This is a genomic window from Pseudochelatococcus sp., assembly GCF_050946405.1.
In the GTDB taxonomy this organism is placed as follows: domain Bacteria; phylum Pseudomonadota; class Alphaproteobacteria; order Rhizobiales; family Beijerinckiaceae; genus Pseudochelatococcus.
In genome coordinates, this window is sequence record NZ_JBMNUS010000001.1 from 314,420 (window position 1) to 338,166 (window position 23,747).

At 67.3% G+C, this 23,747-nt stretch carries 18 protein-coding genes; 7 read left to right on the forward strand and 11 right to left on the reverse strand.

The window, feature by feature from the left end:
• Positions 1 to 268: 268 nt before the first annotated feature.
• The 3 genes from ACOYJQ_RS01320 to ACOYJQ_RS01330 all read left to right on the forward strand — a co-directional run bounded on the left by ACOYJQ_RS01320 (position 269) and on the right by ACOYJQ_RS01330 (position 4,351).
• On the forward strand, positions 269 to 2,461 hold the full coding sequence (locus ACOYJQ_RS01320; RefSeq protein WP_433456397.1) for a RelA/SpoT family protein: 2,193 nt from the start codon (positions 269 to 271) through the stop codon (positions 2,459 to 2,461).
• 578 nt (positions 2,462 to 3,039) lie between these two features.
• Positions 3,040 to 3,702 carry an NYN domain-containing protein gene (locus tag ACOYJQ_RS01325; RefSeq protein ID WP_433455765.1) on the forward strand — a complete coding sequence of 221 codons (663 nt, stop codon included), beginning with the start codon at positions 3,040 to 3,042 and terminating at the stop codon, positions 3,700 to 3,702.
• Complete coding sequence (locus ACOYJQ_RS01330) at positions 3,680 to 4,351, forward strand: uracil-DNA glycosylase (protein WP_433455767.1); 672 nt, start codon at positions 3,680 to 3,682, stop codon at positions 4,349 to 4,351. The genes ACOYJQ_RS01325 and ACOYJQ_RS01330 overlap by 23 nt, the downstream gene beginning before the upstream one ends.
• A gap of 71 nt (positions 4,352 to 4,422) precedes the next feature.
• On the opposite strand, the gene smpB is transcribed toward ACOYJQ_RS01330, so the two are convergent.
• Together smpB and dapA are read right to left on the reverse strand one after the other, a co-directional pair.
• Complete coding sequence (gene smpB / locus ACOYJQ_RS01335) at positions 4,423 to 4,896, reverse strand: SsrA-binding protein SmpB (protein ID WP_433455769.1); 474 nt, start codon at positions 4,894 to 4,896, stop codon at positions 4,423 to 4,425.
• A gap of 4 nt (positions 4,897 to 4,900) precedes the next feature.
• The gene (gene dapA / locus ACOYJQ_RS01340) at positions 4,901 to 5,794 is read right to left on the reverse strand and encodes a 4-hydroxy-tetrahydrodipicolinate synthase (RefSeq protein ID WP_433455771.1); all 894 of its coding nucleotides are present in this window, start codon (positions 5,792 to 5,794) and stop codon (positions 4,901 to 4,903) included.
• 429 nt (positions 5,795 to 6,223) lie between these two features.
• Between dapA and ACOYJQ_RS01345 the strand changes: the two genes are divergently transcribed.
• Positions 6,224 to 8,491 (forward strand): lytic transglycosylase domain-containing protein, encoded by a 2,268-nt coding sequence (locus ACOYJQ_RS01345; protein ID WP_433455773.1) that lies wholly within the window; start codon positions 6,224 to 6,226, stop codon positions 8,489 to 8,491.
• A 201-nt stretch (positions 8,492 to 8,692) separates the two neighbouring features.
• On the forward strand, positions 8,693 to 9,607 hold the full coding sequence (locus ACOYJQ_RS01350) for an alpha/beta fold hydrolase (protein WP_433455775.1): 915 nt from the start codon (positions 8,693 to 8,695) through the stop codon (positions 9,605 to 9,607).
• 48 nt (positions 9,608 to 9,655) lie between these two features.
• Here ACOYJQ_RS01350 and ACOYJQ_RS01355 read toward each other — a convergent pair whose 3' ends face one another.
• The 8 genes from ACOYJQ_RS01355 to ACOYJQ_RS01390 form a co-directional block, all read right to left on the reverse strand.
• Positions 9,656 to 10,468 carry an MBL fold metallo-hydrolase gene (locus ACOYJQ_RS01355; RefSeq protein WP_433455777.1) on the reverse strand — a complete coding sequence of 271 codons (813 nt, stop codon included), beginning with the start codon at positions 10,466 to 10,468 and terminating at the stop codon, positions 9,656 to 9,658.
• On the reverse strand, positions 10,465 to 11,262 hold the full coding sequence (locus ACOYJQ_RS01360; protein WP_433455779.1) for a TatD family hydrolase: 798 nt from the start codon (positions 11,260 to 11,262) through the stop codon (positions 10,465 to 10,467). Before ACOYJQ_RS01360 ends, ACOYJQ_RS01355 begins: the two co-directional genes overlap by 4 nt.
• Positions 11,262 to 12,818 carry a methionine--tRNA ligase gene (gene metG / locus ACOYJQ_RS01365; protein ID WP_433455781.1) on the reverse strand — a complete coding sequence of 519 codons (1,557 nt, stop codon included), beginning with the start codon at positions 12,816 to 12,818 and terminating at the stop codon, positions 11,262 to 11,264. Before metG ends, ACOYJQ_RS01360 begins: the two co-directional genes overlap by 1 nt.
• 29 nt (positions 12,819 to 12,847) lie before the next feature.
• A complete protein-coding gene (locus ACOYJQ_RS01370; RefSeq protein ID WP_433455782.1) occupies positions 12,848 to 13,930 on the reverse strand; it encodes a DNA polymerase III subunit delta' in 1,083 nt (360 codons plus the stop codon).
• Positions 13,927 to 14,637 (reverse strand): dTMP kinase, encoded by a 711-nt coding sequence (gene tmk / locus ACOYJQ_RS01375; RefSeq protein WP_433455784.1) that lies wholly within the window; start codon positions 14,635 to 14,637, stop codon positions 13,927 to 13,929. Before tmk ends, ACOYJQ_RS01370 begins: the two co-directional genes overlap by 4 nt.
• Positions 14,634 to 15,779: a D-alanyl-D-alanine carboxypeptidase family protein gene (locus ACOYJQ_RS01380; protein ID WP_433455786.1), complete on the reverse strand. Its 1,146-nt coding sequence runs from the start codon at positions 15,777 to 15,779 to the stop codon at positions 14,634 to 14,636. Before ACOYJQ_RS01380 ends, tmk begins: the two co-directional genes overlap by 4 nt.
• A gap of 229 nt (positions 15,780 to 16,008) precedes the next feature.
• On the reverse strand, positions 16,009 to 17,223 hold the full coding sequence (locus ACOYJQ_RS01385; protein ID WP_433455788.1) for a septal ring lytic transglycosylase RlpA family protein: 1,215 nt from the start codon (positions 17,221 to 17,223) through the stop codon (positions 16,009 to 16,011).
• A 318-nt stretch (positions 17,224 to 17,541) separates the two neighbouring features.
• Positions 17,542 to 20,379, reverse strand: a complete 2,838-nt coding sequence (locus ACOYJQ_RS01390; RefSeq protein WP_433455790.1) for a 5'-nucleotidase C-terminal domain-containing protein — start codon at positions 20,377 to 20,379, stop codon at positions 17,542 to 17,544.
• 465 nt (positions 20,380 to 20,844) lie between these two features.
• Here ACOYJQ_RS01390 and ACOYJQ_RS01395 point away from each other — a divergent pair, with 465 nt between their 5' ends.
• Together ACOYJQ_RS01395 and ACOYJQ_RS01400 are read left to right on the forward strand one after the other, a co-directional pair.
• Positions 20,845 to 21,120: a zinc-finger domain-containing protein gene (locus ACOYJQ_RS01395; RefSeq protein ID WP_433455792.1), complete on the forward strand. Its 276-nt coding sequence runs from the start codon at positions 20,845 to 20,847 to the stop codon at positions 21,118 to 21,120.
• A 23-nt stretch (positions 21,121 to 21,143) separates the two neighbouring features.
• Complete coding sequence (locus tag ACOYJQ_RS01400) at positions 21,144 to 22,340, forward strand: FAD-dependent monooxygenase (RefSeq protein ID WP_433455794.1); 1,197 nt, start codon at positions 21,144 to 21,146, stop codon at positions 22,338 to 22,340.
• A gap of 53 nt (positions 22,341 to 22,393) precedes the next feature.
• On the opposite strand, the gene ypfJ is transcribed toward ACOYJQ_RS01400, so the two are convergent.
• Positions 22,394 to 23,278: a KPN_02809 family neutral zinc metallopeptidase gene (gene ypfJ, locus ACOYJQ_RS01405; protein ID WP_433455795.1), complete on the reverse strand. Its 885-nt coding sequence runs from the start codon at positions 23,276 to 23,278 to the stop codon at positions 22,394 to 22,396.
• Positions 23,279 to 23,747: the final 469 nt, after the last annotated feature.

The following is a 23,747-nucleotide window of genomic DNA, read 5'->3' on the forward strand; positions in this document are numbered from 1 at the left end:
TCGCCGCACCAGACGATGCGACCGGCCCGGATCTTTCCGGGCCTTTTCGTTATCCGGCGCTGCGCCGCCGTGCGGGCGCGCGCGAGCGGGCACAATCATCTTTGTCTTTCAGCGAAACCTTTGTCATAATTCTACATTGGCCCGGAAGGGCGCGCAGGCGAAGGAAGTCGGAATCATTGTGGCGGACAGTCAGGTGAAGGAAATCGGCCCCGCGCCGGAGCGGGCCGCGGAAGGGGCGGAAACGGCGCGGGCGAGCCGGAGCGCGCCGATGATGCGCCAGTACGAGCTGGTGGAGCGCGTGAAGCGCTACGACCCCAACGCCGACGAAAAGCTTCTCGACCGCGCCTATGTCTACGCCATGCGCGCCCACGGCAACCAGAAACGCGCCTCTGGCGACCTGTTCTTCTCGCATCCGCTGGAAGTCGCGGCGATCCTGACCGATCTCAAGCTCGACGACGCCACCATCGTCGCCGCCGTTCTGCACGACACGATCGAGGACACCAGCGCGACGCGCGAGGAGATCGACCAGTTGTTCGGCCCCGAGATCGGGGCGCTGGTGGACGGCCTCACCAAGATCAAGAAGCTGGATTTCGTGTCGCGCAAGGCGACGCAGGGCGAGAACTTCCGCAAGCTGCTGCTCGCCATCGCCGCCGATGTGCGTGTGCTGCTGGTGAAGCTCGCCGACCGGCTGCACAACATGCGCACGCTGGGTTTCATGGCGCAGGAGAAGCGCGCGCGCATCGCCGAGGAAACCCTGGACATCTATGCCCCGCTCGCCGGGCGCATGGGCATTCAGGAAATCCGCGACGAGCTGGAGGACCTCGCCTTCCGCCACCTGAAGCCGGAAGCCTACGAGACCATCGGCCGCCGGCTGGAAGCCGTCAGCGCGCGCAACGGCAAGCTGGTGGAGACGATCGAGCGCGACCTCACCGGCCGGCTCGCCGAAAAGGGCATCGCGGCCCGCGTCAAGGGGCGGCGCAAGCGTCCCTATTCCATCTGGAAGAAGATGGAGCGCAAGTCGCTCGGGTTCGAGCAACTGTCGGACATCTTCGCCTTCCGCATCATCGTCGGCTCCATCGACGACTGCTACCGCGCGCTGGGTATGGTCCACACCGCCTGGCCGATGGTGCCCGGCCGCTACAAGGATTACATCTCGACGCCGAAGCAGAACGACTACCGCTCCATCCACACCACGGTCATCGGCCCCGGCCACCAGCGCGTGGAATTGCAGATCCGCACGCAGGAGATGGACGACGTGGCGGAATACGGCATCGCGGCGCACGCGCTCTACAAGGACGGGCGCACGCAGCGCCTGCTCAACGAAAGCCGCGCCTACCAATGGCTGCGCCGCACCGTGGACCTGCTGGCCGAGGGCGACAGCCCGGAGGAGTTTCTCGAACACACCAAGCTGGAGCTGTTCCACGATCAGGTGTTCTGCTTCACGCCCAAGGGCCGACTCATCGCGCTGCCGCGCGGCGCGACGCCGATCGATTTCGCCTATGCCGTCCATACCGATGTCGGCAACACCGCGGTGGGAGCCAGGATCAACGGCCAGATCGCGCCGCTTTTGTCGGAATTGCAGAACGGCGACGAGGTGGAGATCGTCCGCGCGGACGGCCAGACGCCGCCGGCTGCGTGGGAATCGCTCGTCGTCACCGGAAAAGCCCGCGCCGCGATCCGGCGGGCGACGCGCGACGCGGTGCGCCGGCAATATGCGGGGCTCGGCGCGCAAATCCTGGAGCGCGCCTTCGCGCGCGCCGGCCGCGCCTATTCGGACGAGAAGCTCAAAGCCGCCCTGCCCCGGCTGGCGCGCGGGTCGCTCGACGACACGCTGGCGGCGGTGGGCCGCGGCGAGATGTTTTCCGGCGATGTGGTCAAGGCCGTCTATCCCGACTACAAGGACGAGCGGCGCCCGACCGTCGACGGCCTGTCCGGTCACGGCTGGTTCGGCCTCAAGGGCAGCGAGACCCTGAAGTTCAAGGTGCCCGACAGCGAGGCCGACGGCAACCACGCCATCCCGATTCGCGGCTTCAACAGCGACCTGCCGGTCACGTTCGCGCCCGAAGGCGGCGCCGTGCCGGGCGACCGCATCGTCGGCATCCTCACGCCCGGCAAGGGCATCACCATCTACCCGATCCAGTCGAAGGCGCTCGCGGCGTTCGAGCACGAGCCGGAGCGATGGCTCGACGTGCGCTGGGATGTCGACGAGGAAAACATCCGGCGCTTTCCCGCCATCATCGCCCTGCAAGCCGTCAACGCCCCCGGCGCGCTGGCCGAAATCACGCAGATCATCGCCGACCACGACGCCAATATCGAGGATGTCGCGATGAAGCGGCCGACGCCCGACTTCACCCACATCACCATCCGGCTGTCGGTATGGGACCTCAAGCATCTCACCAGCCTGGTCGCGGAACTGCGGACGACGCGCTACGTGAGCGCGGTGGAACGCCTCACGGACTGACGCCGGCGTGAAAAAGGCGCGCCCGCTCCATGCGGCGGCCCGGTCGGCGGCTCAGGAGACGGGCGGTTTCCCCACCCGCCCCGTCTCCACGATCCGGTGGTTTCGATATTCTCCATGGAGAAGGTAGCCGTGCCGTATTGTTTTCTCCTTGCGTGGATGGCCATATGCGATATAAAGATGTAAATTATATGCCACGCTATCTTGTTATATGTATATATCGCAGGTTTGATGCCTGTTCTCTTGGTATTGATGCCCGAACGTATTCCTCATCAATATTCGTTTGAATCCGATCGGAAATTAGGTATTGTGCAGAAGCAGGTTTTCTGGTCGGCATCCTTCGGTTGCACGGCGGGGCAGCGAGTGATGCATGCGGAGTGGTGCGTGCCGCCTGACCTGCCGGAAACGATCCGGGCGACTGCGGTTGCGGGCGATTGCGGTTGAAAGGCACGATGCATATTGCCAAAGTTAAAGCATAATCATTCCTCGGCCAGTCCGGGCCGGCCGATGAACACGTTCGCTGCGCTGGGCGAGACAGTCGCGGCATCAGTCAATTATACTTAACTTTAGAGAAATATAACATGTCCACAATCTGCCGGCGCGCCTTGTTCATCGACGGGGCCAATCTTTACGCCACGACCAAAACCCTTGGCTTTGATGTCGATTTCAAGCGGCTGCTGCGCTCCTACAACCATAACGGCCGCCTGATCCGCGCGTTCTATTACACCGCCATGATCGAGGATCAGGAATACTCGTCCATTCGTCCGCTGGTCGACTGGCTCGATTACAACGGTTATCGGGTTGTCACGAAGCCGACGAAGGAATTCATCGACTCGTCCGGCCGGCGCAAGGTCAAGGGCAACATGGATATCGAGCTTGCCATCGATGCGCTCGAACTCGCCCCTCATATCGACGAGATGATCCTGTTTTCGGGCGACGGCGACTTCCGCTCGCTGGTGGAGGCCATGCAGCGCCGGGGCGTGCGCGTGCTCGTCGTCTCCACCATCCAGACCCAGCCGCCCATGATCGCCGACGAATTGCGCCGCCAGGCGGACGAGTTCATCGACATCACGCAGCTCATTCCCCTCATCGGCCGCGAGCACAGCGAACGTCCCGAACGGGCGGTGCGGGTTGCGCCGGAAGGCGACGACCGCCCCGAGACGATCAAGGGCCGGTCGCTCGTCGAGCGGCGCTACGGCATCAGGAACCCGGTGGACAACGATGACAACGGTCGCGGAGCCTGAAACGGGCGCCGTGCCGAACCCCGATTGCGGCCTGTGTCCAAGGCTTGCGGCCTTTCGCCACACCTGGCGGGCGCGGGAGCCCGCATGGTTCAATGCGCCGGTGCCGAGCTTCGGCTCTTCGGACGCACGGCTGCTGGTGGTGGGGCTTGCGCCGGGATTGCGCGGCGCCAATCGCACCGGGCGGCCTTTCACGGGCGATTACGCCGGCGATCTTCTCTATGAGACGCTGCTGGCCTTCGGTTTCGCACACGGCAGCTACGAGGCGACACCGGACGACGGGCTCGAACTGACGGACAGCCGCATCACGAATGCGGTGCGCTGCGTGCCGCCGGAAAACAAGCCGACGGGGGCGGAAATCGTTTCCTGCCGCTCTTTCCTCTCCGCCACCATCGCCGAGATGACGGAGCTGCGCGCCGTCGTCGCGCTCGGCCGCGTGGCGCACGACACCGCCGTGCGCGCTCTGGGCCGCACGCCGTCGCGCGTCGCCTTCCGCCACGGCGGCCATCACGATCTGGACGGCCTGCGCCTTTTCGACAGCTATCACTGCTCGCGCTACAACACCAGCACGCGCGTGCTGACGCCGGAAATGTTCCGGGCCGTGTTCTCGCAGGTGCGCGCCTTTCTGGACGCGGTGCCGCACGCGGCCTGAGCGGCTCACCTCCCATCGGCGGGCCGGGGCTTGGCCGCCGTCCGATGAATCAGGCTCATCGAGCGGCGGCATCAGCCCTTGTCGCGCATGATCCGCGCGCGGTCGCGATCCCATGCGCGTTTTTTCTCCGTCTCGCGCTTATCGTGCAGGTTCTTGCCGCGTGCAAGCGCGATCTCGACCTTGGCGCGCCCGCGATCGTTGAAATAGATCTTCAGCGGCACGACGGTGAAACCCTCGCGCTGGGTGGCGCCCAGCAGGCGGTTGATCTGGCGCTTGTGCAGCAGGAGCCGGCGCGGGCGGCGCGGCTCGTGGTTGAAGCGGTTCGCCTGCAAATATTCCGGGATATAGGCGTTGAAGAGAAAAAACTCCTCGCCCGAGGGGCCGGCATAGGATTCGCCGATCGTGGCCTTGCCGGTGCGCAGCGCCTTCACCTCCGTGCCGGTCAGCGCGATGCCCGCCTCGATGGTATCGACGATCTCGTAATTGAAGCGGGCCTTGCGGTTGTCCGCGACAATCCGCTGCCCGCCCTTCTCCTTCGGCGCCATCGGGTTATCCGTCGATCACGCCGGCATGCGCGAGCGCCTCGTCGACCTTGGCCTTCGCCGCCGCCGACACCGGCACCATCGGCAGGCGCACCTCGTCGCGAATCCGCCCTACGCGCGCGAGCGCATACTTGACCGGCGAGGGATTGGTGTCGATGAAGAGCGCCGTATGCAACGGCAGCAGCCGGTCCTGCCATGCGAGCGCGGTGGCGAAATCGCCCGTCAGCGCGGCGTGGAGCAGATCGGCGCATTGCCGGGGAGCCACGTTCGACGACACGGAGATGCAGCCGTGGCCGCCGTGCGCCACGAAGCCGAGCGCCGTCACGTCCTCGCCCGAGAGCTGGATGAAATCGGGCCCCAGCACCTGGCGCTGCAAGCTGACGCGGGCGATGTTGGCGGTGGCGTCCTTGACGCCGACGATGTTCGGCAGCTCGAAGAGCCGCGCCATCGTCTCCACGGACATGTCGATCACCGAACGGGGCGGGATGTTGTAGATGACGATCGGAATGCCGATGGCGTCATTGATCGCCTTGAAGTGCTGATAGAGCCCTTCCTGATTCGGCTTGTTGTAATAGGGCGTCACGACCAGCACGGCATCCGCGCCGACCTCTTCCGCATGACGGGCGAAGTCGATGGCTTCGGCGGTGCTGTTCGAGCCCGCGCCGGCCATCACCGGGACGCGGCCCTTCGCCTCCTCCACCGCCCATGCGACGACCTGCTTGTGTTCGTCGTGGCTCAGCGTCGGGCTCTCGCCCGTCGTGCCGACCGGTACGAGGCCGTCGACGCCGCTCTCGATCTGCCATGCGACGAGTTCGCGAAAGGCGCCCTCGTCGACCTCGCCGTCGCGGAACGGCGTCACGAGCGCGGTGTATAAACCCTTGAAGCGGGGATTTGCTGTCATGATATATCCCCCTGGATGACGGGGGCTCTCCGGGTATGGTCTGATCGTCGTCGGGCCTGGACGACCCGCGCAAGCCGCTACTTAAACATCCGAACGCCGTTGCGCAAAGTCTCATATTGCCGCTTGCGGAACAATCGGGTGCGTTTGTCGCCATCTTTTCGTGTCGCGACGCTTCTTTTCGTGTCGCGACGCCTCGGCCACGGTCGTGGTTAACAATTCTTGAACGCTTGTCGGCGACATTGGCGGAAACGAGGCGGCCGGCGGGCTGGCGGCAGCGGGGCCGAAGCCCGGTTTCATCCGTTGATGCGTCACGCCAGGGCATTTCTACGTTTCCTGAAACGAAAAAATGCTCCGGCTTTTTGATCAGGCATAGCCTTTTCCCAAAAGCGGCATCCACTTTTGGGGATTATGCGCCAGGGGGATTTGCTGATGCGCCTGCGAACCGCGCTCGTTCTTTCATTCGCCGTCGTCGCGGTCATCCTGGGACCGGGCCTGATCGCGGACAGGCGCGAGGCGGCGGACAGGACGCCGGAAGCGCCCGCGACCGAAGCCGCGACACCGGAACCGTCGATGCAAACGGCAGCCCTGCCGACGCCCGTCCCGGAAGCCGCCGCGCCGGAAGCCGTGCCGGAAGTGACGCCGCGCTGGCCGGCGTTCGACATCCCCGCCTTCCGGGAGGCGCTTTCCCTCTACCGCGCGGGCGATCCGGCGGCCGCGGACGCCGCCGCCGCGCGCGTGCCCGATCCGGCGACGCGCGACACCCTGGAATGGATCGCCATCCGCTCGGCCGGCGCGGGCATCGAGCGGGCGCGCATCGAGGCTTTTCTCGCGCGCAATCCCGACTGGCCCGGCGCCGCCGCTTTCCGGCGGCGCATCGAGGCTCAGTTTCTGCAAAGCGCCCCGGCGGCAGACGACGTGCTCGTTTTCTTCGACGGGCAACCACCGGCAACGGTGGCGGGCAAGCTCGCCTACAGCCGCGCGCTGGCCGGCGGCGGGCGCGGCGAGGAAGCGCTCGCACTGGCCCGCGCGCTCTGGCACGAAGAGCCCCTTTCAACCACCGCCCGCCGCTCCCTGCTCGACACGCACGGCGGCAACCTCACCGCCGACGATCACCGCATCCGCATGCGCAACCTGCTCTATGCCGGCGAGTGGGAAACCGCCGCCGAGGCGGCGCTGCGGGCGGGGCGCGACGAGGTTGCCCTCGCGGAAGCCTTCACGGCCGTGACGAAGCGCACGCGCGACGCCGCCAAGCTGCTTCAGACGGTTCCCGCGTCGTTGCAGGACGCACCCGAATGGCTGCTGGCGAAATCGCGGCTGGAGCGGCGCGGCGGCGACCTGAAGGCGGCGGCGGGCGCGCTCGCCCAAGCAGCGCCCAAGCCAGCACCCAAACCGGCACCCGAGCCGACCGCCGCCCCGAGCCCGGCGGCGAATGAACGGACGGAGCAGGAGGAGCAGACGGCCCTGCCCGAAGGCGCCGACGATACGCCCGCCATCCGCGTCATCGAGGCGCCCGTTCCCGAGGGGCCGGTCGCCGACGACGGCGCCAGCGGCTCCGGCTGGGCGCTGGAACAGCGGCTCGTCGCCCGCGCCCTGCTCGACGCCGGCCAGCCGCGGGCCGCCTACGAGGTCGCGGCGCTGCCCTTCGCCGTTCGTGAATCGGACCATATCGAGGCCGCCTTCTTCGCCGGCTGGATCGCGCTGCGGTTTCTCGATCAGCCGGCGAAGGCAGCCGCGCATTTCGCCGACGCCGCGCCGCACGCCACCTTGCCGATCTCCATCGCCCGCGTCGCCTACTGGCGCGGCCGCGCCGCGCGGGCCCTGGGCAAGGCGGACGAGGCGCAGGCGCATTTCGCGCAGGCAGCCGATCATTCGACGACCTATTACGGACAGCTCGCGCGCGAGGAACTCGGCCTCCGCGCCCTGGCGGTGCGTGCGCTGCCGGAGCCTACCGCGCAGGCCCGCTTCGATCTGTCGCAGATGCGGCCCGCGCAGGCCATGCGGCTGCTGTTCGCAGCGGGCGAAACCGATCTCGCGTTGCTGTTCCTGCCCGATCTCGCCCGCTCGCTCGACGACGATCATCTCGCGGCGCTCGCCGAAGAGGTGCACGAATCGGGCGACGCGCGCGCGGCGCTCATTCTCGGCAAGGCCGCCGGCTACCGCGGCAAGCCGTTCGACGTGCCGGCCTTCCCCACATTCGGCATTCCGGGCGTCGACGGCGCGGCGATCGAGGAGCCGATGATCTACGCCATCACCCGGCAGGAAAGCGCCTTCGACGGCAAGGCCGTTTCCCATGCCGGCGCGCGGGGCCTGATGCAGCTCATGCCCGCCACCGCGCAGGCGACGGCGCGCAGCGCCGGGCTGCCGTTCGATCTCACGCGCCTCACCAGCGATCCCGCCTATAACGCGCGGCTCGGCGCGAGCCATCTCGGGGAACTCGTGGCGCGATGGAACGGCTCCTACATTCTCGCCATCGCCTCCTACAACGCCGGCCCCGGCAACGTGCGCAAGTGGATCGCCGCCTACGGCGACCCACGCTCCCTCAAGGTCGATCCCGTCGACTGGGTGGAACGCATCCCCTTCGCCGAAACGCGCAATTACGTGCAACGGGTGCTTGAAAACCTGCAAGTCTACCGCGCACGCCTCAACAACGAGACCGCTCTGCGCCTTTCCAGCGACATGGAACGCGGCCGAAACTAGGATAGCTCACGTTCATGCGCCGCCGAAACTGAGCGAAAGCAAAGATTTATCCTCATGCAATAATACAGTGGTCACAGACCGGTGATAGTCGGGAAAATACCCTGCGCATGCCGTCTGCCGCGAGGGCGAATCGCGCCGCGTATTTTCCGGCCAAGACACCAACGGCCGCCGGAAGCCGAATAATCGCCAGGAGAGGATAAAATGACGACGAACGAGACTTCCCGCGATGATCAGGCTTTCCGCGACGTCTATGTGTCGGCCAAGGACGGGCTGAAGCTCCATGTGCGCGAGTACGGCCCGCAGGTGACGCAGACGCCCGCCGTCGTCTGCCTGCCCGGCATGGCCCGGACCGCGGCCGATTTCCATCCGCTCGCGACGCTGCTCGCCAACGACCCGCAGCAGCCTCACCGCGTCATCTGCATCGACTATCGCGGGCGCGGCCTTTCGGAATGGGACCCGGACTGGACGCATTACAACCCCTTTACCGAGCTGGACGATCTTCAGCAGGTGCTGGCGGCGCTCGGCGTGCCGAAGGCGGTTTTCGTCGGCACCTCGCGCGGCGGCCTGATCGTGCTCGGCCTCGTCGCCGTAGCGCCGGAGCTGATCCACGCTGTCGTCTTCAACGATGTCGGCCCGGTGGTGGAGCCGCAGGGGCTCGTGCGCATCCGCGGCTATCTGGGCAAGCTGCCCCAGCCCGCCGATTACGGCGAGGCGATCGCCATTCTCAGGAGCTATTCGGACGCGCAGTTTCCCTCCCTTGACGACAGCCATTGGGAAGCGCTCGCGCACGGCACCTGGCACGAAGTCGACGGCAAGCTGCAACTCGCCTACGACCCCGCGCTCAAGAACACGCTGGAAGGAATCGACCTGACGAAGGCGGCTCCGCCGCTGTGGCCGATGTTCGACGGCCTCAAGGAGCTGCCGGTGCTCGTCGTGCGCGGCGAGAAATCGGATATCCTGCGCCCGGACACGCTGGCGGAAATGCAGGCGCGCCACGGCAAGCTGGAAACGGTGCTCGTGGCGGATCAGGGACATACGCCCGTCATGAGCCATGCCGACGTCAGCCTGCCGATCGTCAGTTTCATCAACCGCGTCAGCCTGCCGGGCGGCGTGTGAGGCGGGTTGCGGCAAATCCGGGAAGCGGGGGCGGTTCGCGAACCGCCCTCATCCGGTTACGATGCGCATGCCGTCGTAAGCCGGCTCCACACCCGGCGGCAGGCGCGCGCTGAGCGCGTCATAGTCGAGATCGGCGTGCAGATCCGTGAGAACGGCGCGGCGCGGCGCGACGCGCGCAATGAGATCGAGCGCTTCTTCCACGCAGAAATGCGACGGATGCGGGTTGTCGCGCAGCGCGTCGATGATGAGAACGTCGAGGCCGCGCAGAGGCGCGATGCCGGCCTCCGGCACCTGCACGACATCGGGAATATAGGCAATCGCGCCCGATCCGATGTCGAAGCGGAAGCCCAGCGCATCGATATCGCCATGATGCACCCGCACCGGCAGCACGCCGATCGCGCCGCCGTCTCCGGCCAGCGTCAGCGGCTCGCCGTCGGCAAGGCCGTGCATCGTCAGGATGGGCGGATAATGGCTGCCGGGCGGGGTGATGAAGCAATAGGAGAAACGCTGGAGCAGCAGCGCCCCGGTTGCCGGGCTGGCGTAGACATCCAGCCGGCGGCGCTGGGCCAGCGCCAGCGTGCGCAGATCGTCGATGCCATGGGTGTGGTCCGCGTGCTCGTGCGTGTAGAGAACGGCGTCGAGCTTTTCCACCGCGGCATCGAGCAATTGCTCGCGCAGATCCGGCCCGGTATCGACGAGAAGCAGCGTCTCCCCGGCCTCCCGCGTGCCGCGCGAGACGAGGATGGAGCACCGGCGGCGCCGGTTTTTCGGGTTGGCGGGATCGCACGCGCCCCAACCGGCCCCGGCGCGCGGCACGCCCGTCGAGGAACCGCAGCCGAGAATGGTGACGGTGAGCGTCATGCGGCGAGACTTCCCGCCAGCCTGTCGCTGCCCGTCTTGCCGAACAACCGGCGGAAATTCTCGGTGGTGAGTTGCGCCAGCGCCTGCTCGCTGACGCCCCGCACCTCGGCCAGCATCCGCGCCGTGTGAGCGACGTAAGCCGGCTCGTTGCGCTTGCCCCGGAAAGGCAGCGGCGCGAGATAAGGCGCGTCCGTCTCCACCAGCAACCGGTCCAGCGGCACCGCGCGGGCGATAGCGCGGATCTCGTCGGATTTCCTGAAAGTCAGAATGCCGGAGAACGAGACGTAAAGCCCCAGTTCCACCCCCACCCGCGCCAGTTCCGGCCCGGACGAGAAGCAGTGCAGCACGGCGGTGAAGCGGCCCTTCGCCATTTCCTGCGACAGAATGGCGATCATATCCTCGTCGGCGCTGCGGGCATGGATGACGAGCGGCAAGCCGGTGGCGCGCGCGGCCGCGATGTGGCGCACGAACACCTCCTTCTGCACGGCCATCGACTCACGCTCGTAGAAGTAATCGAGCCCCGCCTCGCCGATGGCGACACAACGCGGATGCGCGGCGAGCGCTATGATTTCCTCCAGCGTCACATCCGGCTCGTCCTTCGCCTGCATGGGGTGCGTGCCGATGGAGAAGAAGACGCCCGGATGCGCCTCCGCGATGGCGCGATAGGTGGCGGCCTCGCGGACGCGGGTGGAGATCGTCACCACCTGCCCCACGCCCGCAGCCGCGGCGCGCGCCAGCACGCCGTCGATTTCCTTCAGGAAATAATCCAGATGACAATGCGTATCGACAAGCATTATGCGCCGGCCCCTTCCTCCGGCTCGACATAGCGGGGAAACACGCCCACGGGCTCGGGCAGCGTCACGCCCGGCGCGATGCGGCCGGCCTCCCCGAGCGCGGCGAAATCGCGCGCCTCCTCCGGCACCGCCAGCAGATCAAGCAAACGCGCGGCGGCGTCCGGCGTCGCGATGCGCGCGAAGATCGCCACCTGCCGCAGCACTTCCGCCGTGACGTAAAGCACCGTGCCCATGCGTTCCGGGTCCGTCTTGCGCAGCGCCCACGGCGCTTGCGCGGCGAAATAACGGTTGGCGTCCGCCACCACGGCCCACACATCGTTGAGAACGGTGTGGATGGCCAGATCCGCCATCGCCGCCCGCGCCTTGCCGATGAGAGCATCGGTGGCGGCAAGCAGCGTGCGGTCGGCCTCGTCGAGCGAGCCGGGCGCGGGCAGCACGCCGTCGAGGTTCTTGGCGATCATCGACAGCGACCGCTGCGCCAGATTGCCGAGATCGTTGGCTAGATCGGCGTTGATGCGGTTGACGATCGCCTCGTGGCTGTAGCTGCCGTCCTGCCCGAAAGGCACCTCCCGCAGCAGGAAGTAGCGCAACTGATCCACGCCGTAGGCTTTCGCCAGCGCGAGCGGATCAATGACGTTGCCGACCGACTTCGACATCTTCTCGCCGCGGTTGAACAGAAAGCCGTGGCCGAACACCCGCTTCGGAATCGCCAACCCCGCCGACATCAGGAACGCCGGCCAATAGACGGCGTGAAAGCGGGTGATATCCTTGCCGATGACATGAACATCCGCCGGCCAGAAGCGCCAGTCGGCATCGTTCTCGTCCGGGAAGCCGACGCCGGTGAGGTAGTTGGTCAGCGCATCCACCCAGACATACATGACATGGCCCGGCGCATCCGGCACCGGCACGCCCCAGGTGAGCGTCGTGCGCGAGATGGACAGGTCCTGCAAGCCGCCCTTCACGAAGCTTACCACCTCGTTGCGGCGGCTGTCCGGGCCGATGAAATCGGGATGCGCGTCGTAATGGGCGAGCAGCCGCTCCTGATAGGCGGAGAGGCGGAAGAACCAGGTTTGCTCCGTCGTCCATTCCACCGGCGTGCCCTGCGGGCCGAGCCGCACGCCGTCGCGCACCGTCGTTTCGCTCTCGTCGTAGAACGCCTCGTCGCGCACCGAGTACCAGCCCTCGTAGGTACCCAGATAGATATCGCCGGCGGCTTTCATCCGCCGCCACAATTCCTGCGACGCGGCGTAATGCGCGGGCTCGGTGGTGCGGATGAAACGGTCGCGCGAGATGTTCAGGGCGTCCACCATGGTGATGAACTGGGCGGTGTGGCGGTCCGACAGTTCCCTGGGACCGATGCCTTCCTTCGCCGCCGTCTGCGCCATCTTCAGGCCGTGCTCGTCGACGCCCGTCATGAAGAAGACATCGCATCCGTCGAGCCGCTTGAAGCGCGCGATGGCGTCGGTCGCGATCGCCTCGTAGGCGTGGCCGATGTGCGGCGCGCCGTTCGGGTACGAGATCGCGGTCGTGATATAGAAGGTGTCAGCGTCGGCCATAGAACCTGCCAGAGTGCGGGATCGCGGCGTCAGGCGGCGCGAGCGCGCCGGGCGGCATCCGCGAGTTCGCCGAAAAGGGTGAGGACCAGCGGGCGGCGATCGAGATTCAACACCTGCGTCTCGCGCGCCGCACGGGCGATGTTGTCCCACACCTCGACAAAACGCGCAAGCTTTGCCGCTCCCTCGCCGGCGCGGCGATGGATCAGCCCTGCGATCCAGTCATGGGTCGTCGACAGCAGCACCGCGAAATCGCCCTCCGCCTCCCGCCCCGCCATCTCCCCGGCAAGCGCGTGGATCGCGGCGGCATCGGTCTCCGGCAGGCGGTCCAGCAGGCCGCGCACGCGCTCCACCAGCGCGATGGTGCGCGCGTCCATCAGCCCGAGCGCCGCGCGCACCGAGCCGCCGGACAGCGCCGCAGCCCGCGCCAGCACCGCCGGCTCCGTATCGCCGAAGGGGGCGGGCAGCGACCGCACCGCTTTCTCCACATCCGCAGCCGGCAGCGCCCGCAGCAGCAGGCGCCGGCAGCGGGAGCGGATCGTGGGCAAGACCCGGCCCGGCGCATGCGCCACCAGCAGGAACAGCGCGCGGGGCGGCGGCTCCTCGATCACTTTCAGCAGCGCGTTAGCGCCGGCCGCGTTCAGGTCCTCGACACTGTCGACGATGCAGATGCGATAGCCGTCGTTGCCCGCCGTCGCGGCGAAGAGCGACAGGGCGCGGCGCACGGCATCCACGGGAATGATCGTGGACGCCGCTTTCTTGTCCGTCGCGGGCGCGCGCCGCAGCACGACGAGATTCGGATGCGACAGGGCGGCGATTCCGGCGGCAACCCTGGCCGCCGCGGGATTCTCGGGATCGGTGGCAAGCGTCGTCGCCTGCCGCGCCGCCGCGCTCGCCGGATCGGGATGAGACAGCAAAAAACGCGCCAGCCGATAGGCCAGCGTCGCCTTCCCGATGCCCTGCGGCCCGCCGATCAGCCAGGCGTGATGCAGCCGCCCGGCGCGGAACGCCTCTAGAAAGGCATGCTCCGCCGCTTCCAGACCGAACAGCGCCGTCTGCGCGCGAGGATGCGGCGCGCCGGGAAACCGGTCCGGCTCGATGTCGGCCATGCTCATGAAATGTCTTCCGCCGGTGCGTCTTCAGGCTGCGTATCGTCTTTTTCCGGCGACAGGAGCCGCTCGTCAACCGCCTGCCAGATGCGCTCGCCAACCGTCTCTACCGGCGCGTCGGCATCGATGACCACACAACGCGCGGGCTCGGCCGCCGCGATGGTCAGAAAACGCTCGCGCAGATCGCGGTGGAAAGCCGGCGCCTCGCCTTCGAAACGATCCGTCGGCTCGCCCCGCTGCCGGCGGCGGGCGTCGGCGCGCGCCAGACCGATTTCCGGCGGCAGGTCGAGAATGAGCGTCAGGTCGGGATGATCGTCGCCCGCCACGATCCGCGCCAGCGCCCGCAGCACGGCCGGCTCGGGCTCGCCGGTGGCGCCCTGGTAGGCGATCATCGAATCGATGAAACGGTCGCAGATGACCCACGCGCCCCGCGCCAGCGCGGGCCGGATCAGCGTATCGAGATGGTCGATGCGGGCGGCGGAAAACAGCAGCGCCTCCGCCATCGGCCCGAGGAACTTCGTGCGCCCCGAGAGAATCGCCTCGCGGATGATCTCCGCTTTCGGCGAACCGCCCGGCTCGCGCGTGGTGACAACCCGAATGGCCTGCGCTGCGAGGCGCGCCGCGAGCAGACGCATCTGTGTCGACTTGCCGACACCCTCGCCCCCCTCCAGCGTGATGAACCGGCCCCGGCCGGGCTTGAGCCGCCCGTTCACATCAGGCTCTCGAACGCGCGGCGCACCATTCCCGTGCTCCATTCCAGCGCCGCGTCGCGCGCCCGCTGCGAGAGGCTGCCTCGCTCGATCGCCTCGCCGGTGACGAGCGGCAGGTCGAGCACCTTCAACTTGCCGTGCTCGACCTGCAAATGGCCGACCGGCGCGCCCTTCTCGACCGGCGCCATGACCGGGCCGCGATAGACGATGCGCGCCGACAGACGCGCGTCCGAACCGCGCTGCACCAGCGCGCGCACCGGCTCGGGCGACACCAGCGCCACCCGGCCCTTGTCGCCGCCGAAAACACTCGCCTCGCCGATCGCCTCGCCCGCGGCGAAGAGCTGGCGCATCTCGAAGGAACGCAGGCCCCAATCCAGCAGCTTGCGCGCCTCGATGTCGCGCTCGCGCGCCGTCTTCGCGCCGGAGACGACGACGATCAGCCGCTGTCCGTCCAGCACCGCCGAGCCGACGATGCCGAAACCCGCGGCGTCCGTGAAACCGGTCAGAAAGCCGTCGGCGCCGATGTTCAGCGCCAGCAGCGGGTTGCGGTTGCGCTGCCGGATCTTGCTCCAGACGAACTCGGGCTCGGAAAAGACGCGATAAAATTCGGGATAGGTCTCAATGACATGAGCCGCCAGCCGCGCCATGTCGCGCGCTGTCGTCACCTGCCCCTCGGCCGGCAACCCGGACGCGTTGACGAAACTGGAAGCGGAAAGGCCAATCTCGTCGGCGCGCCGGTTCATCGCCCGCGTGAAAGCCGTTTCGGTACCGGATATGCCTTCGGCGATGACGATGGCGGCGTCGTTGCCCGAGGGAATCAGCAGACCGCGCATCAGATCGCCGACCGGCACGTTGCTGTTGACGGCGGCGAACATCGCGGTGCTGCGCGAGGGCGCGCCCCCCGTGCGCCAGGCGTATTCGGAGACGAAGAACTCGCGGTCGAGCGTCAGGCGCCCCTGCGCGATCTCATGAAACAGCACCTCCGCCGTCATGATCTTGACGAGGCTCGCCGGCTCGAAGGGCGTGTCGGCGTCTTTCTCGAAAAGCACCGTGCCGGTGCCGACATCGACGAGCAGGGCGCGCGGCACGTCCGTCTGGAACCCCTGCGCGCGCGCGCCGCCCGCCATGGCGGCGAAGAACGCCAAGAGCGCGCACCCCAGAACCGCCAGCCGCAATGCCGCGGCGGCGCGCCGGCACAATGACGGCAAACTTCGGATCACAGTCATTTTTCTCGCCACGCCAGATCGAATGCGTAACAGGCTCCGCAGCCGGATCATCAGGCCCGAGAACGGCATCCGCCTCGCCGGAAAGACCCGATGCCGGAACGACCTTCCAGAGCGAAATCCCGGCTCGCGCTCAGGGCGTCCCGGCTGTTCACCGGCCAGGTTCGCCGAAGGACACGAAACGCTGGGGCGTCAGATCGGACAACGGCATCGGCTCGAAAAACACACCGGCCTTGTCCTGCTGCCGCGGCGCATAGGGCAAGCTCGCCACGAGCGAGCGGCGCGTCGTCGCTTGCGATTCGGCGGGCGCGGCAGGCGACGAGGCGAAAACCGTCCGCCGGGGCGCCAGTTCGAGCGGGCGCGACGGCGGCAACACCGTGCCGCCCTCCGCCGCAACCTCGCGCACAAGCTCCGTCAAACCGCCCTGCTGCGCCGGCGCGGGGCCGGAGGGTGCGGTGGCGACCTCAAGCGGCGCGGGCATGGGCGCGCCTGCCGGCACGGGCGCGGCGGCAGGCGTCGTCTCCGTCGCGGCGGCGACGAGCGTTCTCGACATATGCGGCCTGCCGGCATCATTGACGGCATCGTCATGCTGCGCGCGGGCCACGATAGTCCGGGACGGCGCCGGTTCCGGCGTCGGCTCCGCGACCTGCGGGCGAACGATCGGCCGGGGAGCGGCTTGCGGCAACGCCGGCTGCGGCTCGGCGCTGGCCACCATCACAGTCGGCGCCACAGGCGCGGCAGGCCGCGCCGGGGCTACCGCAGGAATGGCGGCAGGCGCGCCGGCATTGAGCGTCGCCAGCAACTTGCGATCGTCGCTGCCGCCAAGCGAAGCCCGGCCGACATATTCGACCTTGACCTTGGCCGTGCCCTGACGATGGAAATCGAGCGCCTCGGCGGCGGTTTTCGACAGATCGATCAGCCGGTTGCCGTGGAAGGGGCCGCGGTCGTTGACGCGCACCACCATGGAGCGGTTGTTGCTCAGATTGGTGACGCGGACATAGCTGGGCAGCGGCAGCGTGGGATGGGCGGCGGCGATGGAGTGCTTGTCGAAAATCTCGCCATTGGCCGTTCTGCGGCCATGGAACGCGGCCCCGTACCACGAAGCCGTGCCGACGGCGGTGTAATTGTCGTTCTCTTTGGGAGTAAACGTCCTGCCGGCCACGACATAGGGCTTGCCCACCATGGACCGCCCGCCCCCCTTCGGCACGGCCTTGCCGCTGCTGACGACGCGCGGACTGGGCTTGACGCCGTATTTGGGATCGACCTTCGCCTGCGCGGGCTTGGCGCCGCCGGTCTGGCGCGGCGCGGTGCTGCAATTCGCCACGCCGAGCGCGACCACACAAACACCCAGCAGCTTCAGAAACATGCCGCACGACGTATATGGCGGACCCTGAACGAGAGGCACATCGACCTCATCCGGTTCTCCCGAACGCATCGTGATGTTGGCTCGTTTCGTCAACCGCATGGACCCGTCCCGCATAATCGCTCTCACCGCCTGCCAGCGTAGACAGGGCGGCGGCGCGCTTCGGCGCGCAGCCGCTCATCCGACGATAAGGAACGAACTTCGTTGATGGAACGTTAACAGGATCGTTTTGCCTGTTACAAGAGGGGGCGGGCCATTTCCCGCCCCCGATTTCGCAAGATGGTTACCGCCCGGCGCGGGCGTGACCATCGGTCACGGTCTTCACGCGACGTTCCAGTCGCCGCCGACGAGGTTGCGGCCGCCGAGCTGGAATTCGTCGCTCGCAACGAAGGACAGGCCGACGAGGTTGAACGACAAAACGTCGCTGTCGATCTGATTGATCCAGTAAGCACGGCCCTCCGCGTCCGCATCGCGGCCGAGAAGGTTCGTGTAGAGCGCGTCGACCAGCTCTTCCGTCGACTTGCCTTCCTGGAACGCAGCGGCTTCGTCGGACGCACCGATCGCCGAGATCAGGCCGCGCAGATCCACGCCGTCGGCGCTCCTTCCCGCCCAGTAGCTGAAGCCGTCGGTCTCGGCGGCGCGGCCGAGCAACGCACGGTAGATGCCGGCGATTTCGGTCTGGTCGGTGGCGAACAGATTCTGCTCGCCGTCGCTGAACACGATCCGCTGCACGTTCGTGATCGTGGTCGTGGTCTGGTGCTCGATATCTTCCAGCACGGCGCGGCCGTTCTCGATGCGCACGTTGTAGCGATCGGCGTTGCCTTCGACGTGAAGAACGTCATGACCGGTGCCGCCGTCGACGTTGTCGTTTCCGCCGCGCGCAAAGAAGTCGTTGCGGCCGGCGTTGCCCAGGATCACGTTGTCGAGCGCATTGTCGGTCACGGACGTGTCCGCCGCGCCGGAAAGCTCGATCTGCTCGATGTTCTCCGGCAGGATCACCGCATCGGCGCCGCTGTAGAACACGCGGTCGAACCCGTCGGTGCCGTGCTCCGCGCTGAGAAGCGCGGCATTGTTGAGGTTGATGTCGTTGCCGCCCAGTTCGTTGCCGCGGACGCCGACGGCCAGCTCGCGGAAGTTGACGACGCGGCTGTCCTCGGACGCAGGCGTATCCGCCTCGTTGAAAGGCGTCTCGCTGTAATTCGCAGCGAGATACTCGGCGAAGGCGTCCTGTTCGGTCCCGGCGGCGGCGAAGGTCGCCTCGCCGTCCTGGCCCGCGAGCGCTTCGGTGAGCTTGATGAGATCCGTGCCCTCGACGCGGTTGTCGACGAAAGCGGTGTAGCCGTCGCCGCCGTTGGCGAGATAGGTGAGCGTGACGACCTTGATCGCGCGGCCGGCATCGCCCTGAAGCTCGCCGTTGGCGATGATGGAATCGATCACGGCGCCGTTTTCATCCACGACGGCAAGGCTGACGACGCGGCTTCCGGCGGCGAGCGACGGATCGTAGACCACCTCGACGCCCGAGATCTGCGGGAAGGAGCCCGGCGTCGCGCCGGGACGCACGCCCGAGAAGCCCTGCTCGAACACCTTCGCCAGCCCGTCGGCCGTCAGGGTCACGATGGCGAGATCGTTGTTGAAGCGCAGCGAGTTGACGATATCGAGCTGCGAGATGTCGCCTTCCAGCTTGCCCGCGCCGGGGTTGGCGGCCGGCGGCGCCAGCACCGCCTCGCCGCCGACGGCGTTGACGAAGCCGATGGCGTCGCGAATGCCGCCACCGTTCTTGATCGAGACCACGACTTCCGCATCGACCTTGCGCGCTTCGGCGAGGTTCGCGTCGGCCGTCAGGTTGCCGAGGTTCGTCTCCTCTGTGCGGACGGCGGAGCGGCGGCCCTCCAGGAACACGTCGGTGCGGCCGAAGATGTTGCCGTCCTGCTCCTGGATGACGGTGCCGATGCCCTTCGTGACGCGCTCGTCGTTCTCGCCCCAGGCGCCCCAGATGATCTGGTCGACCAGATGCCCCTTGGTGCCCGCCGCGAACGGATCGGCGTCGCCCCACAGCTCGGCCACCTTGGCGTCGGTCGTGACGTAGGCGCCGTTGATCGTGTCGTCGAGGCTGTCGAGGACGATCTTGCCCTCGGCGTCGAAGTCCACCACGAGGCGGCCGACGTAGGAATATTCGTTGTCGGTGTTGACGATCAGCAGCGGATCGCCGCCCTTGTTGGCGGTGACGATGGGATAGGTGCCCTGGGCCTCGTCGCCCTCGCGCAGCGTGTCGTTCTCGTCGGCGAGGCGCGTGTGGGAGCCGCCGGCGATGATGATGTCCACGTTCTCCAGCAGCGGCGCCAGCGCCTGCTCGAGGCTGAGCTGCTGAAGATGGCTCGCCACGATGACCTTGTTGATCGTCGGGTCGGCGGCGAGGATGCGCGCCACCTCGGCGTTGATCTGCTCGGCGAGCAGCGGAATGTCGTCGCTCGTCGCGCCGATGACCTTGGTGTCGCCGGGCGAGGAAATGCGCGAGAGACCCTGCGTCGTGGCCGCGACGACGGCGATCTTCTCGGTGCCCTGGGTGATGATCGTGGACGGAGCGATCTTCTTGCTCGCGTCATTCGCGAACGAGGAGGCCTCGCGGATTTCGTCGGTGAAGAGCCCCGCAAGGTTGCTGTCGCCCGAGAAGTCGAGGTTGGCCGACAGATAGGGGAACAGCGTGCCGATATTCACGTCGTCCGCCGTGCCGACGACGCCGTCCGCGCCAGCGGCGGCGGCGATGATATCGCGGATCGCGCTCGTGCCCGAGTCGAACTCGTGGTTGCCGAACGTCGCGGCCTGCACGCCGATGATGTTCTGGATGGCGACATCGGCCCGGCCGGCGGCGGCACCCAGCGCGGTGAAGACGACTTCGGCGTCCGCCGTGGAAAAGAACTGGCTGTAGACGGCGCGATAGGTATCGACCAGCGCGGCGTCGGCGCCGGAGGCGTAGAACGGCCCCGGAATCCAGCCGTCGCCCGACGACAGGATCAGCGTATTCTCATATTCGTCTTCCAGGATATCGACGATGGCGGCGAAGTTCGCTGCCCGGTCGAGGGCCTTCACACCGGCTTCCCAATCCGATGCGTGAAGCAGTTGCAGCGTGAAGGTGTTCTGGGTGGCGGCGGTGTCGGACATGAGAAAGCTCCCTGGCGGATGATCGAGCAAAAGGGTTGCAACGGCGCAAAACGCGGCACACCGGACCGCCAGCGGCTGGCTCCGGCAACTACCGATCATAAAGCATCACTGACGCCCGACCTTAGCTGCTTGCCAAGTCAGGCATCCAAACTATCCAGCTAACGATGCTCAACGAATACCGTCCTCGTTTGACAATTGGATGACCACCGAACGGCCGCCGTCCGCGCTTTTTTCGGCGAAGGCGTTCAAAAATAAGCCGGATAAGCACGAGAACGGGGGTCGCCGCAGCGCCGCATCCGAAAAACGCACCGGAGAAGCGCGTGCAGGTGAATGACGGAGTTGGCGTTTCGGCCGCAAGCGATTATGGTGCGCGCGAAGAGCGCACCGATCGCCGGATCGCCCCTCCGCGGCGGGCCGCGGGCGCGCATGTCGAGCTTGTCGCACTCAGGTGAAGGATTTCTGTCGATGGCCGCGAGCACCATCCCCCATTTCCACAACACGCCGGGCGTGCGCGTCGTTCATGTCGGCTCGAAGGAATTCATGTGCATCGGCGCGCTTCCGCCCTTCGACCATCCCCATATCTACATCGACATGGGCGGCGATTCGGAAGCCGTTTGCAGCTATTGTTCCACCCTCTACCGTTTCGATCCCGCGCTGGCGGAAGGCGCGTGCCTGCCGGCCGAATGCCTGTGGGACGACGGCCATGAAGAGATCGCGGCCGATCGGGCCTCGGCGGCGTGACCTCGAACGCGCCTGAAAGCGAGATGTCCGAATCGATCGTGGTGGCGGGCGCCGGCATCGGCGGGCTGGCTCTCGCCTTGCAGCTTGCGCGCGCAGGCGCGCCCGTCACCGTTCTCGAAAAACGGACGGCGCTGGTGGAGGCCGGCGCGGGCATCCAGCTCTCGCCGAACGCCAGCCGGATCCTGATCGATCTCGGGCTCGGCGCGGCTCTCGGCCGGCGGGCGGTGGAACCGGCCCGGCTTTCCGTCAGGGATCTGGGCAACGGCCGCAAGCTCGGCGCCATGCCGATGGCGCAGGCGATTCGCGACCGCCATGGCGCGCCCTACTGGGTCATCCTGCGCGCCGACCTGCACGCGGTTCTGCTCGACGCGGTGCGCTCCGAGCCCGGCGTGAAACTGCTCGTCGGCCGGCAAGTGACCGGATACGCCGAACGGGACGACCATGCGGAGGTGCACCTCGCGAATGGCAACGGAACGCCGCAGACGCTGCGAACGCCGTTGCTCGTCGCCGCGGACGGCGTCTGGTCCACCCTGCGCACGGCGATCGGCGACGGCGATGCGCCGCGTTTTCGCAACTTCGAGGCCTGGCGCTGCGTCGTCACACGCGAGAACGTGCCCGAGGGCCTGCGTGCGCCCGACGTCGTCGCCTGGCTCGGGCGCAGCGCGCATATCGTGCATTATCCGGTCGCCGGCGGCGACGCGTGGAACATCGTCGTCATCGTGCGCAGCCGGGCCGCCGTCGAGGGATGGGGCCTGCCCATGGACCGGGACAAGCTCGACGCCCTCGTCGCCCGCCTCGGCAACCCTGCGCTGCACGACCTGCGCAACCTGCTGGCGAGCGGCGAGAACTGGCGGCTGTGGTCTCTTTTCGACGCGCTGCCGGCCGTGCGCTGGAGCACGCCGCACGCCACCCTGCTGGGCGACGCCGCCCATCCCCTGCTGCCGTTTCTCGCGCAGGGCGGCGCCATGGCCATCGAGGACACGGCGATTCTCACGCGGGCGCTCGCGGCCCATCCCGGCGACACGCGCGCAGCGCTTATGGCCTATGAGGAAACCCGCTATCAGCGCGTGCGCCGGGTGATGGAAGAATCGCGCAGCAACGGACGATCCTTCCATTTTTCAGGCGTCACCGCGCTCATCCGCAATCTGCTGCTGCGCCATTTCGGCATGGAGGGCCTCAGCGCGCGCTACGACTGGCTGTACGGCTGGCGGCCCGACTGACTGCGCGGCGCGGGAACCGACAGCCCGCGCCCCGCCGAAAGCCGGAGGCGGCCTCAGGGCTGCTGCGCGGCAAAAGTATCGCAGGCCGCGACCTTGCCGGACTGGAAGCCGCGCGTGAACCAGCGCATCCGCTGCGCGGACGAGCCGTGCGTGAACGAATCGGGCACCACCCTGCCCTGCGCCGCCTGCTGGAGCCTGTCGTCGCCGATGGCGGAGGCGGCGTTCAGCGCCGCTTCGATATCGCCGGGTTCGAGCGCGTTCCAGCCGGTGTTGCTGTGGTAGGCCCATACCCCCGCCAGGCAGTCCGCCATCAGTTCCACGCGCACCGACAGCCTGTTCGCCTCCGCCTGCGAGCCGGCCTGCCGCTGCGCCTGCTGCACTTTCGGCAGGATGCCGAGCAGGTTCTCGACATGGTGGCCGACTTCATGCGCGATGACGTAGGCATAGGCGAAATCGCCCCCGGCACGGAAACGGTTGCGCATCTCCTCGAAGAAATCGACATCCAGATAGACCTTCCGGTCGAGCGGGCAATAGAACGGCCCCATGGCGGACTGCGCCGCGCCGCACCCCGAACGCGTGCCGCCCGTATACATCACGAGGCCCGGTTCGCTGTAGGCCGTCCCGGTCTGCTGGGGCAGCACCTTTCCCCACACGTCTTCCGTGTTGCCGAGCACGGCGGCGACGAACTGGCCGTCCCGGTCGGCGGGCGTGCCGGGCGACGACTGCTCGCCGGCGACATATTCCGACCCGCCGCCCGACAGCATCTCTGCGCCGCTGATGAGGATACGCGGATCGACGCCCAGCGCCCAGCCGACGATGCCGAGAATCATCAGCGCCCCGATGCCGAGCCCGCCGCGCCCGCCGCCGGTCGGCATCCTGAAACCGCCGCCGCGCCTGTCCTCGATGTTGCCGGAACGGCGAAACTGATCCCAACGCATGCTGCCCTCCCCCGAAAGGCGTTGCCGCCGGTTGCCTTTCATCCTGTCAGGATAACTTGCATAGCGGCAAACGGGTTCACCCGGCAACCGCAAGGATTGCGCCGCCGCGGGCGCAAACGCCACCGCGCCGCCGGCGTGGCGCGACTTGACGCGCGTTTGTCGTTCGTGGCAGAAAGCGGCTTGGTCCGGGACGGGCCTGAAGCCGGGTTAGCTCAGTTGGTAGAGCAACCGCCTTGAATGACGAGTGCCCCGGAAGAAATTCCGGGAGCAGAACTGCCCAAACTCGGGGAAAGCTAACGCCCGACCGGCTGTGCCGGTGGCCATGCCAATCCCGAGCCAAGCCCCGTTGCGCGGGGAAGGTGTAGAGACTAGACGGGCAGCGCCTAAGGTCCGACGGACTATGGCGAAGGGATAGTCCAGACCACGAACGCAGGCGCCCCGGCGCGCGCCTGCGGCGGCGAAAGCCGAA

What these genes read in the sequence shown, in the direction of transcription:
- ACOYJQ_RS01320 (WP_433456397.1), top strand. Translation starts at nt 269, where the DNA reads ATGATGCGCCAGTACGAGCTGGTGGAGCGCGTGAAGCGCTACGACCCC.
- ACOYJQ_RS01325 (WP_433455765.1), top strand. Translation starts at nt 3,040, where the DNA reads ATGTCCACAATCTGCCGGCGCGCCTTGTTCATCGACGGGGCCAATCTT.
- ACOYJQ_RS01330 (WP_433455767.1), top strand. Translation starts at nt 3,680, where the DNA reads ATGACAACGGTCGCGGAGCCTGAAACGGGCGCCGTGCCGAACCCCGAT.
- smpB (WP_433455769.1), bottom strand. Translation starts at nt 4,896, where the DNA reads ATGGCGCCGAAGGAGAAGGGCGGGCAGCGGATTGTCGCGGACAACCGC.
- dapA (WP_433455771.1), bottom strand. Translation starts at nt 5,794, where the DNA reads ATGACAGCAAATCCCCGCTTCAAGGGTTTATACACCGCGCTCGTGACG.
- ACOYJQ_RS01345 (WP_433455773.1), top strand. Translation starts at nt 6,224, where the DNA reads ATGCGCCTGCGAACCGCGCTCGTTCTTTCATTCGCCGTCGTCGCGGTC.
- ACOYJQ_RS01350 (WP_433455775.1), top strand. Translation starts at nt 8,693, where the DNA reads ATGACGACGAACGAGACTTCCCGCGATGATCAGGCTTTCCGCGACGTC.
- ACOYJQ_RS01355 (WP_433455777.1), bottom strand. Translation starts at nt 10,468, where the DNA reads ATGACGCTCACCGTCACCATTCTCGGCTGCGGTTCCTCGACGGGCGTG.
- ACOYJQ_RS01360 (WP_433455779.1), bottom strand. Translation starts at nt 11,262, where the DNA reads ATGCTTGTCGATACGCATTGTCATCTGGATTATTTCCTGAAGGAAATC.
- metG (WP_433455781.1), bottom strand. Translation starts at nt 12,818, where the DNA reads ATGGCCGACGCTGACACCTTCTATATCACGACCGCGATCTCGTACCCG.
- ACOYJQ_RS01370 (WP_433455782.1), bottom strand. Translation starts at nt 13,930, where the DNA reads ATGAGCATGGCCGACATCGAGCCGGACCGGTTTCCCGGCGCGCCGCAT.
- ACOYJQ_RS01385 (WP_433455788.1), bottom strand. Translation starts at nt 17,223, where the DNA reads ATGTTTCTGAAGCTGCTGGGTGTTTGTGTGGTCGCGCTCGGCGTGGCG.
- ACOYJQ_RS01390 (WP_433455790.1), bottom strand. Translation starts at nt 20,379, where the DNA reads ATGTCCGACACCGCCGCCACCCAGAACACCTTCACGCTGCAACTGCTT.
- ACOYJQ_RS01395 (WP_433455792.1), top strand. Translation starts at nt 20,845, where the DNA reads ATGGCCGCGAGCACCATCCCCCATTTCCACAACACGCCGGGCGTGCGC.
- ACOYJQ_RS01400 (WP_433455794.1), top strand. Translation starts at nt 21,144, where the DNA reads ATGTCCGAATCGATCGTGGTGGCGGGCGCCGGCATCGGCGGGCTGGCT.
- ypfJ (WP_433455795.1), bottom strand. Translation starts at nt 23,278, where the DNA reads ATGCGTTGGGATCAGTTTCGCCGTTCCGGCAACATCGAGGACAGGCGC.